General features: G+C 38.6%; 3 protein-coding genes. 2 read left to right on the top strand and 1 reads right to left on the bottom strand.

The window, feature by feature from the left end; genetic code table 11:
- Nucleotides 1-530 precede the first annotated feature (530 nt).
- Nucleotides 531-1661, top strand: a complete 1131-nt coding sequence (locus tag ACY3ZI_RS07060) for a porin (protein ID WP_487376744.1) — start codon at nt 531-533, stop codon at nt 1659-1661.
- A 325-nt stretch (nt 1662-1986) separates the two neighbouring features.
- A complete protein-coding gene (locus tag ACY3ZI_RS07055) occupies nt 1987-3177 on the top strand; it encodes an amino acid aminotransferase (RefSeq protein WP_487376742.1) in 1191 nt (396 codons plus the stop codon).
- 72 nt (nt 3178-3249) lie between these two features.
- Here ACY3ZI_RS07055 and ACY3ZI_RS07050 read toward each other — a convergent pair whose 3' ends face one another.
- Nucleotides 3250-11985, bottom strand: a complete 8736-nt coding sequence (locus tag ACY3ZI_RS07050) for an anthrax toxin-like adenylyl cyclase domain-containing protein (protein ID WP_487376740.1) — start codon at nt 11983-11985, stop codon at nt 3250-3252.
- Nucleotides 11986-12105 lie beyond the last annotated feature (120 nt).

Here is a 12105-nt window from a genome sequence, read left to right as displayed (position 1 = left end):
AATGGTTATTCATATCGGGTCACTAAGTGGCCCGATATTGTTATCTCTACTGTTTATTATTAACTATTGGCCCTGATTGAATATTTTGAGAGCACTGTCACAGTTTTCCTTTTACTACCCTATTTTTTGCTTTTTTATTAACGATTCCTATTCCGACTAAGAATAATCTGCTTTGAGCGTGTTGCCATTCTTATTTGTCAGTACACTTTTCCCTCATCAATGAATGATATCGTTCGAAAAAAGTTCAATTTGTCTTTCAAAAAAGTTCCCTCTTTTTTGTAAAATTTTTTCAACTGGTAGGATGAGTGATCATTTTTTACTCTATTTTTTACATTTAGAAACACCTTGTTACCATTTGTTTCAGAATCTTCGTTTTTGTAGCATTTTGGGGGTAGATAAATTTATCTACCAATGGAACACTGGACGCCGACTAAAGACGACACTAATCTCTCATAAATAGTTCAAAAGAAATTTATGGATTATTTTTGGCAGTGGCAGGTGTCCGAATAACACCAATGAGGGTAATAATAATGATGAAACGCAATATTCTTGCAATGGTTATCCCAGCTCTGTTAGCTGCTGGTGCAGCAAACGCAGCTGAAATCTACAACAAAGACGGCAACAAATTAGACCTGTACGGTAAAGTTGACGTTCGTCACTACTTCGCTAACTCAGAAAGCGGCGAAGACGGCGACGATTCACGTGTTCGTTTAGGTGTTAAAGGTGACACTCAAATCACTGACCAACTGACTGGTTTTGGTCGTTTCGAGTGGGAAACTAAGACTAACAAAACTGAAACCAACAACGATAACAAAAACCGTTTAGCTTACGCTGGCCTGAAATTCAAAGATTTCGGTTCTATCGACTACGGCCGTAACTACGGTGTTATCTATGACACGAACGCATGGACCGACGTTTTCCCATTATGGGGCGGCGACACCATGGCTCAAACTGACACGTTCATGACTTCACGTAACCGTAACCTGTTAACTTACCGTAACAACAACATGTTCGGTTATGTTGATGGTCTGAGCTTCGCTCTGCAATACCAAGGCAAAAACACTGATTCTAACAAATCAGGCGCTTCTAAAGAAGCTGTAGATACCAATGGTAATGTAACTGGCTGGAAAGATGGTTACAAAGACAACGGTGACGGTTACGGTTTCTCTACCGCTTATGACTTAGGTTGGGGCGTGACTCTGGGTGGTGGTTATTCTAACTCTGCTCGTACTGAAGCTCAAAAATACGGTAATTCTGCTGCACGCGGTGACCGTGCTCAAGCATGGAACGTTGGTGGTAAATTTGACGCTAACAACGTTTACTTAGCAGCTATGTACGGTGAAACTCTGAACACGACTCACTTCGGTTCAGCTCACGAAATTGCTAACAAAACTCAAAACGTTGAATTAGTAGCTCAATACCTGTTCGACTTCGGCCTGAAACCATCTTTAGGTTATAACCAATCTAAAGCTAAAGACATCGCTGGCGGCGACGGTGACATCGTTAAATACATCTCTGTAGGTTCTTACTACTACTTCAACAAAAACATGTCTGCAGTTGTTGATTACAAAATCAACCTGCTGAAAGACAATGACTTCTCTGAAGCTCATGGTCTGATGACTGACAACGTAGTTGGTCTGGGCTTAGTTTACCAATTCTAATTATCAGTTAACTGATAATCTGAAAACAGTAAATCATGTTTTTGAAAGCAGCGCTCCGGCGCTGCTTTTTTATTGCTCGCATTTTATTCCCCCACCATCGAATCTGCTAACCGTCTTATTTGTTAATAATCCCACTAATTAGATTAACTCACTGGTCTATACTCAATTTTTGGTTAAATTTGATGTAATGGCTATCTAGCTCACAAGATCACACCAATTTTTAGTAAAACAATTGGCAAAAACCCTCTTCCAAGTTACTCTGATGGCTCGACATTTTCCGTTATACCTCTTTTCAGCTAAACCACAGAGTTTTGGAATCGACAATATGTTTGAGAAAATCATTTCTGCCCCAGCTGACCCTATCCTCGGTCTTGCTGATAGTTTCCGTGCTGATCCTCGCGATAACAAAATCAACCTCGGTATCGGTGTCTACAAAGACGAATCAGGTAAAACCCCTGTTCTAGACACCGTCAAAAAAGCAGAGAAATTCCTGCTAGAAAACGAGAATACCAAAAACTACCTCGCGATTAGCGGAATGCCGGAGTTTGGTCGTGTCACTCAAACGCTGCTGTTTGGTGCTAACCATGAAATCATCAGCTCACAACGTGCTCATACAGCGCAAGCACCTGGTGGTACAGGCGCCCTGCGTATCGCTGCCGATTTCATTGCTAAACAAACTAACGCAAAACGTGTTTGGATCAGCAACCCAACGTGGCCTAACCATAAGAATATTTTCGAAGCAGCTGGCTTAGAAGTGCTGACTTACAATTACTACGATGCCGCCAACCACGGTATGGACTTTACTGGCATGCTGAACAGCCTGTCATCTGCGGTTGCTGGTGATGTGATTGTTCTTCATGGCTGCTGCCATAACCCAACTGGTATTGACCCAACACCAGAGCAATGGACCCAACTGGCTGCTCTGTGTGCTGAAAAAGGGTTATTACCTGTATTCGACTTCGCTTACCAAGGTTTTGCGAAAGGTTTAGATGAAGATGCAGAAGGCTTACGCATTTTCACCAAAAACAACCCAGAAATGATTGTTGCTAGCTCATTCTCGAAAAACTTCGGTCTGTACAATGAGCGTGTGGGTGCTTGCACCATCATCGCCAAAGATAGCGATAACGCTGAGCGCGCATTTAGCCAAGCGAAAGCGGTTATTCGTGCTAACTACTCAAACCCACCAGCACACGGTGCGGCGGTTGTTACCACTATCCTGTCTGATGAAACATTAAAAGCTGAGTGGATCCAAGAACTCACTTCAATGCGCGAGCGTATCAAACGTATGCGTCAACTGCTGGTTAAAACATTGGAAGAGAAAGGCGCTAAACAAGACTTTAGCTTCATTATCAACCAAAATGGTATGTTCTCCTTCAGTGGGCTGACTAAAGAGCAGGTAGAGCGTCTACGTAGCGAATTTGGTATCTATGCCGTAAGCTCTGGCCGTATCAACGTGGCTGGCTTAACACTGGAAAACATGGTTCCACTGTGTGATGCCATTGTGAAAGTGCTTTAAGATTCAATTTGAATCTGATGAATTGCAAAACACCCCATATGGGGTGTTTTTTTGTTTTTACATCAATAAGGATTACAGAACGTTAAGAAAATGCTCTGTTGTAGACACCGCGCCCCAATGAGGCACTGGCGAATTCTTTTTAGATTGATTTTCCAAATTGCTTTCATGCTCAATCCGCTGCTCTGCAAGCAGTTGAATCAAACGGTCAATCGTTAAATCCACATTCTGTTGTGAAAGCTTTTGATGATTGTTTATATGGCTCACCTGCATCACATTAGCCATCGAGCCTTGGTGATTATTATGACGTAGCGTGACCGTTCTTCCGCTGTATGACTGATAGGTTGTCTCCGCAATGCTAGGAGATACTTCCTGATAACTGATAGCATCTATCTTAAAGTCAATCAGAGCCACTTGATTACGCCCTTCAAAATCATTAATGGCCACATTTCCTTGCCCATGACCACTCACAATATAGAGATCATCGCCTTTCTCGCCGGAAAGCTTGTCATTGCCCGTTAAGGAAACCAAAACATCCTGCCCCATACCTTGTGCCAGTAAGATATCATTACCCTCTCCGCCATACAGGACATTCTCACCACCAAAAGCAATCAGTTTATCATTCCCATTCCCGCCCTTAATCACGCGACCTTGAGATGAATGGTCAACAATTTCATCATCGCCATCTAAGGTGTCGATCAATAAGTGTTCGTTAGGGGTCTTTATTAAGATGCCATCATTACCTGCGGTTTGTTTCAATGGCTTAGCTATTCCCTTTAATGTTTCAGCTAATTCACTCACTGGCTTCCAGGTTGCCAGTCGACCAGACTGTTTAGCTAAATCCTGTTGAGTCGATAAGTAGTCCACTAATGGGGTCATTCCATTTTTTGTCGGCAAGAAATATTCCGCACCTAACTGCTCATAGTGATGTACTGTAACACTGGCTTTTCTGCCATCTGTTAGTTGTTTGATTTTGACGATTTTTCCCGCTTGAGAGACATAAAGGTGATACTGAATTTCCCCGAAGGCATCCTCAATCACTTGTGGTTTAAAGTTAATTAAGTGAATGTGGTTGTCACCGAGATTGTCTTCCAAATAAACTACGCCAGAATGGTTTCCATCAATAACATAGTGGTCATTCCCAGCTTCCCCCATTAAGGTGTCATTTCCTTGGCTTGACAACAGTAAGTCATCGCCTTCACCACCACTCAAAAAATTGTCTCCGGCGCCACCATATAACACATTATTACCATCAATAGCTTTGATATTGTCATCCCCCTCACCACCTATCAGTATGTAGCTTTCTCCACTTTTGTTGATAATTATGTCATCACCACCTTTCCCATCAATGATATGCCGCTCAGACAAATAGCCTACAGGTAATATAATTTCATCGGCACTTTCACTACTCTTAGAAACAGGTTTCAGTGGCGTAAGACTCTGAGTCTGCAAATCTAATGAAAACACATTGCTGTTTCTATCCTGAATCAAAATAATATCGGTCAATTTGTCATCAACATTGACGAAATTAATCGCTAATTGCCGCTGACCGAATTTATCCTTGCTATATAGCGTTAACCCCTCCATTGACAATGCATAACCATTATCGGTAGGCAGAAGTAAAATGACTTTATCATCTGCCGTAAATTGCCCATTAACCGATGCAAAATCAAAGGTGATTGTCGAACGCTCATCTTCCGCATGTACGATTTGATAGGTATCTATTCCGCGGCTGGCATGAATGTAACTTCCAGAACTAATCAGTGATAATAGATTGTTCTTATCATCCCCCTGATACACCAAATTATCTGCTCGCCCAACTGGCGTAAACCATCCCCAACTTGGAGCTATATGATAGCGATTTTGGTTGATGGTAATGGCGTTTAACGTTTCATCAATTTTGACTGATTTACCATCCGAACTTGTGAGTTGGTCATTTTCTTGAATATAGCTAATATTGAAGAATTGAGTCGGCATCCCTTCATCTAACGCTTTTATCTGGCTGGTCATCACAAAACCATCTTTCGTATGTAACCGATAAGTATGGCTGGCTTTTTGTTGACCTTGGCTCACCGTAGTTACGTTATTCAAGACAATCGTCACCGAGCTCTCGACATTGCTGTAAGTAAAATCATCCACCTTGGAGCTAGGTAATGAAATGACGAGATACAAGTTATTATCTTGAAGATAGACCTGTTTTATTTCATTCAGTGAATACGCTAGGCTAACAATGCTTTGAGATTGGCTGGACTCATCAATAACCACTTTTACGTGATACTGTTGATGGTTATGTTGGTAGATTGGGTTAAGCGTCGTTTTTGTTTTGACTGCTTTTAGTTTCCTATCCCAATAACGGTTCGTCAGATAAAGGTTATCCACATCCGTCGTCCAATCAAAACGTCGGATATGGTAACTATCATCGCCCTGACCGCCCACTGCCGTTCCTTGGGTTAAAATCAGTTTATCGTTACCACCTTCCCCAATAAGTAAATCTTTACCCAATCCACCATCAAGAATATTAGCCATATCATTGCCACGTAACTGGTCATTGCTATTTCCTTTGATGAGGATATTCTCGATACTTTGTAAATGGGCAACCGAAATAAATTGATGTGTAAACTGATGTTTATAGTGCAGACTATTTAACGCTAAATTGGCATGGACATCATAACCTTCAGGTAAGCCATCGACCACTATTGTGTCTTGTCCTTGCTGACCATCTAGGTACTTTGTTGGTTTATTATCATCACGGGAACGAAGTGACGTTAAACTACTGTCCCGAATATAAAACAGGTCGTCTTTATTTCCCCCCGCAAAGTATTTTTCCCCAGAAAGAACTTGGAAGGCATTTTTTTGTTCTTGATGGCCGATAAGCAAGTCATTGCCGTTCCCTGTATTCCAACTCGTTCCTCGGCTATACGGGTTCTTAAGATAAAGGCTAATGCCTTTTTTATCATTAACTAAATGCTCACTTTCTAGTCGCTCGTTTTCACGTAATATCTGTTGCCCTAATACCCCAAACTCTCTTTTCTTTGAATAAAAACTAAGTTGTTCAGGGGCCGATTTCGCTAATTGGTCTTCTAACGATAATGTCGCATCACCATTTGATATACGATGGCGAGTTTGAAATTCATCAAGTAACGGGTTTTTGTAGACCAAATTTAAATAATAGCGTTCGTGGGTTGGTACACTTCCTGTACGCTTTTGGTCAATAACCTCTTTGGCTTTTTTATGTGGGCGAAAATGTTCCCGTAGATTCCGATTTCTATCACCATAAAGATTTGCTAAATTTCGATACCAAGCCGTCTTTCTTATCACCTTATTCGCAAAGATAAACTCGACCTCTTCCTCAGTGAACGATGGTGCGCCTTTTGCCGTATAGGTTGCAACCCAAGTATGCATACCATGATATACATTTGCTAGAGTTCCGTAAAAATGATTACCGTAGTCATCAACTAAATAATATCGGGGCTCATTTTCATAAGTGGGTTTCTCTATAACCGTCAAATGATGATCAAAGCCGGCTTGTAAAATACCGTTTCTAAACTGTGCAAGATCCATTTGCCACTCTTGTTCTTTAAATGCATTGATATATAACTGGGTACTCATTTCTTGTTGGCTACGTAACGTGGGCTCTAGTCCTAGCGCCCCACGGATCCCTTCCTCTAATTCACGATCCCAATCAATATCAATCACTGCTTTAATCTTTTCGACAGCACGAACACCGTTATAGACCCAGCCGCCAACCAGTAATATTCCGCCAATAACTAATCCCGCCACAGGGACTGAGGAAGCGCCTACCAATACCGCAATAACCGTAACACCATTGACCACCGCACTAACAATCGAAAATGACGCATTAACAATTAAATCTTGGCGCTGTTTCGGGTCTGTCACACTATCTAACTTAGATAGGCTATCGTAGGCTTGGTAAATATCAATGCCCATCCCAACTAAATTAAAAATCACCACAACACCGATCGATATCCTTGCTCTAACAAGTGAAGTAGCATTTTTATTTGAGGCGATATTGAGCAACATCGGCTGTATTATCATGTCACCGTAATTAAAAAAGGCTGAAGCGCAAAGTAAATAAAATTGTTTTTCTAATTCTTTAGCCTCTTCGGCGCTAATATCAGGGTTATCCAATCTATTTAAAATTGAATAAGCCCCAATGAGGCTTTGGATAGCCCCGGCCCCCCCCATGCTTTGCCCAAAGCGATTAGCAATCCGGTGAAATAATGGAAGTCGAGTACCGGCCTGCCTAATATTTTGTAATGTGGTTGATGAAATAGACTCGTGTTGAAGATCTACATCGTTTGCTAAATATTTAAATTGTTTTTTAAGCACGCCAGACTCAGCAAAGTTTGCATCACGTTCCACCAATTGATAAATATCCGCAGAACTTAATTGCTCATTAAATATTTTCATAAACGCAATATCATCTTTATTCCCGTCCATTAACGTAAAATACATCGCCAATTTTTCAGGTGAAAAGCGTATATTCTTATGCAGATTAGGTAATGCCATATCTCCATGAGTAATAGGCTTCCCATCTATCGTCGCACCAAGATGCTGTAATTTAGAAAAGGCTATTTTTTCTCCATTTAATTCAACCCAACGATTTTGAGTCGAATTAAACTCCGCCTGTTCCATAATTAACGTTCGCTGATTTAACGGTTCAGATAGCGCCACTTTCAATTCATTATCTTCAAGATTGATAAATTGAAGGTTGGTTCTAAAATCGCCATCGCTAGTTAATTGAAATCCTGCCGCGACTCCCCGAGAAATAGATTGTCCATCAGCAAGCTCTATCGTTTGATTAAAATAGTTTTTTAAATGTTGTTTGAACTGATGCTTTGCAGTCTGAAGAGAGGCATTTTTACTGGTAAATTGGATGCCCTGAGGGTCAAATAAACTGAATTCATAAACACCATTACGTTTCACGTAAATAACGGTATAGCTCGTCACTTTCCCTTTCAAGAATACAATCCCATTTACCGAGTCAGCCTCAGTGGAAAATAGTGTTGAGATTGATTGATCAGCAATCGTGGTCCCACTATTTTTAACTCGCGTATTGATATCCTGCTCATATTGCTGCATTTTATCCAGCAATACCTCATCAGAGTCCGTTAAAATACCTTGTTGTTTAGCCCATTCAAGTTGTGCTTTTTGCTCTAAGAAATTTCTCGCGGCATAACTGTCTGTCAGATGATATTCAATGGCATATACAGCACCTAAAGTTTGGTCGATAGATTGAGCCGGCTTATCTGAGCGAATTATTCCATGATTAATTAAACCGCTATGATATCCCGTCTCCATTCTATTTTGATAATTCAATAACTGATTATATTGTTTCAAACGTTGAGTTTGGTTATTTTCATAAGCATCTAATGCCTCTGAAAATGAAAGCCCTTTCAGGGGTGCGTTTTCCCCATCAAAATGGCTATCACTAATCTGGCTAAACCCCTCTAATTTATCACTAAAAAGCATAAATTTATTATGGTCAGTAACCAAATCTAATATTTTTCCTTTATCAATCCCATCACCTGCCGGAAATAGAGATTTAAGTAACTCAATTGAGTGATCACTCAGATTATTTAATACCGACAAATCATTTTTAATGGCTAACAGCAACATTTGCATTTTTATTGCTTGTCGCGGGTGAGACGATTGCAGATCCGGCTCAGTACTCTCCGATAACCATGAACGTAGCTGAGTTTTATCTTTGTTCAGCGATTGATTATATTCCGCATTGACGAACGGGTCGTGAAGTGCAATTTTGAATTTTCGTTGGTCAAAATTCCCGTGCTCATTCGTAAAATCGTCTGCTAAATAAGGATGATCCGTCAAACGGATCACGTTAAGATCCTGTTCTCCTAGTGCTACTTTTTCAAACAACGCTTGAATTTGTTGCCCTTTTGTTGTGGATACCGCTCCTCGCTCATGAGTAAATTTCGACAATACTTTAGTCTCGAGCCCATGCTGTTTTAACGTCGCTTCAAGCTCAGAAGTAAAGCTGCGATGTTCCGCAGCCTCGGTGATCATCCCCTTACTCAAGGAGTGATATAGAATAAGTTGTCGCTCCATTTCACTATCGTAGTGCTGACGCTGTTGTTGAATTGCCGCAACATCCACATTAAGCTCGAATGGATTGACTAAGCTTTTTTTCCGCGCCAATTCAATCCGCCCTTCAATAAAGCTGTCTGATATTTTACGTTTGGGATCAAAATATTGCCCAATATCTCCTTCGCTCCATTTTTTATTTAATGGCGCACGATAACCTTGGTTAATGAGTAGTTGCTGGAAATTAGAAAGCTGCTCAACATCATTAATAATAATGGCGCCTTGAGCGTTCATCTGAAAATAGGTGGATATCGCTTCGGAGGAGCCTGTTAAGGTATTTCGCGCCTTTAATTTTTCAGGTAAAAAAAACGTAATCGGGAAGTTTTCTTTCATGACGCTTGCCGGGTTTGCATCATCAGCCCCATGATGAATTAACTCCATACCATTTGTACGGTCAAGTCCCTTGTTTAGCTTATTTTTGATCTCTTTAATTCTGTTATTAGTGATGCCATTGTCCCGACCTTCATGCTTATTATATTCGGCTTCATTGGTATAAAACGCTTTCTGGCGTGAGGTTAGCTCATTATAATTCACACTGGCTTTCCACTCTGCCCAAGTTGGCATTTCACTCACTTTGACATAGTGTTCCAGCTCTGAAATTGGGAAAATAATACTGAATAAATCATAATCGGCGGTCATTGCTTTTCCTGTTATAGGATCAGCAATAACATGGAATGGTTTAATATTACCGTCATCTTCATGGTATACATGCCAGAAGTATTTTCCATCTCGATTTATTTTTTTTAACAAAAAAACCTTTTCCTGCCCATCAAGAATGGATATTGTTTTACTGTATTCACTACTATTAACTGTCTCTAATGGTTTAATTTCATTATATACAGTTAATTCATTGACTCTCTCTGGTGTTAGCTCAAGAATAGTCGATTTTGCATATCCATCATCAATCGCCAGTTGTGTATATGAATTATATTTATTTTTATTTTCACGCCCTGATCGTTTAGCATATTCCTGTAGTACAGGAATAAAGCCACAGTGTGGTCCCCAATCTGAGCTTTTGCTTTTAATCTTTAATCCTTTACTACTATACTCCCCAGATAAAATTAAACTCGCTGATTTTTTATCTACAGGGCGAATACCTATGATAATATTCTCTTCATTTGCAATTTTCGCAATCACTGTTTGGTGGGATTCAGGTATCCCAGTAATAATCTTTCTATCATCAGAATTAATGGGTCTTAACTCTAAATTAATATCCTTATAATTAACTTTAGTATTATTAAGATCGAGCTTTAATTTCGATTCAATGTTAAAATCGTTAATATCAAAATTTTTATCTACCTTGTAAACCAATCCTTCATTACGAGAGATGAAAATATCGCCCCCTAATTCTGATAAATTCATGGAGTTTCTTTCTATTAAAGAATTTAATTCAAAACCATCAATAACATCTGTATATATGTGAAATGTTTTACCATTAATTTCAGATTTAATTTTAATTAATCTTTCTTCAGGATTAAAGCCTTTATAAATGATCCTGTCTCTATCGTTAATATCTATAGATACTTCTCTTTCTGCTAGCAATACATTTTCCGTAATTTTAATTTCAGATTCATTTAACTCTCTTAAATTAACATTACCATCATAGTTATACTTATAATAACCTATTTTAAAATCATTATTTTTCAATTGATTGAAGTTGTAACTATCTGATTGGTTTAATACGAAATCCTTTAAGAAATTAAAAAACGCCTCTTGGTTATCATATTTTTTGATTCCTGAGATTGGATCGAAAAATGTGAACTCCCAAGACTTTGTCGCTGTATTAAAATCTGCCGTTATTGCCATCACATGAGTTTCTGAACAGAATTTGTATCTTAGGGGATCGTGTCCATGACTAGTTTCATTATTTAACTTCATTATGAATTCATTTAATGAAATCTCTTTTTTAAAATGATTATCATATTTACTCCCTTTATGTAACTGATCCCTCTTCATCCCTCTTAATGTGTTTAAAGATTCAGCTTTAGTATAATTATCTCTCTGAATATCATTAAAAATAACCTTTAAAAAAATCTTCGCATCATGTTTAGTAAAATTTTTATCCATTGGTCTATTTATTTCACTAAAATGTTCTTTTAACTTTATAAACAAGGGATCTTTTGAAATTTCGAGGCCTTCGTTTGACTTAAAGAAATCATCATCAGCAATAAGTGCAGAATAATATTTCCTAGATTTTATTTTTTGTGATTCGGTAACAGATTTATAATACTCACCTTTAAATTGACTATCCTCATATGTCGTATTTATAACGTAATCAATATAGTCTTTGAAACTTCTCCCATTAATATCCTCATACGTAGTTTGTTCAAAATAATTATAATTTCTTACGGAACTTTCATAAATTTCCTGATGCTTAACTGCATCAAAAACAAACTCATTTAAGAGCGCTTTCGCATGTATTTTTAATGCGTCTGAACGTGTTTGCCTTAAGGCATCCTGACCTGTTTCATGATTATTGACTACATCTAATAGAGTGTTTAATTGCTTAATATAATCAATATGTTGGTTATTACTCGCGTATATTAAATATTCATTTGATAGACCATAACAATAGCCTGGTGCCTTCGTATGACTAATACCATATTCGCTTAATAATTTATTTCTTAACATCTCATTTTCAATAGAGTTTGCATATAAATGTAAGTTAACTTGACCAAAATCCATTTGGAATTCCTCATATATTTTATAAATATTCAATCAATATTTAGTCATATTGAATTAATTTTATAAATAGATTAAAAACATAAAAAATCAATAACAATAAAAATTAATTAATTACAATTA

The organism is Providencia sp. LY12 (genome assembly GCF_057621555.1).
This window is presented reverse-complemented; position numbering and strand designations above follow the sequence as displayed.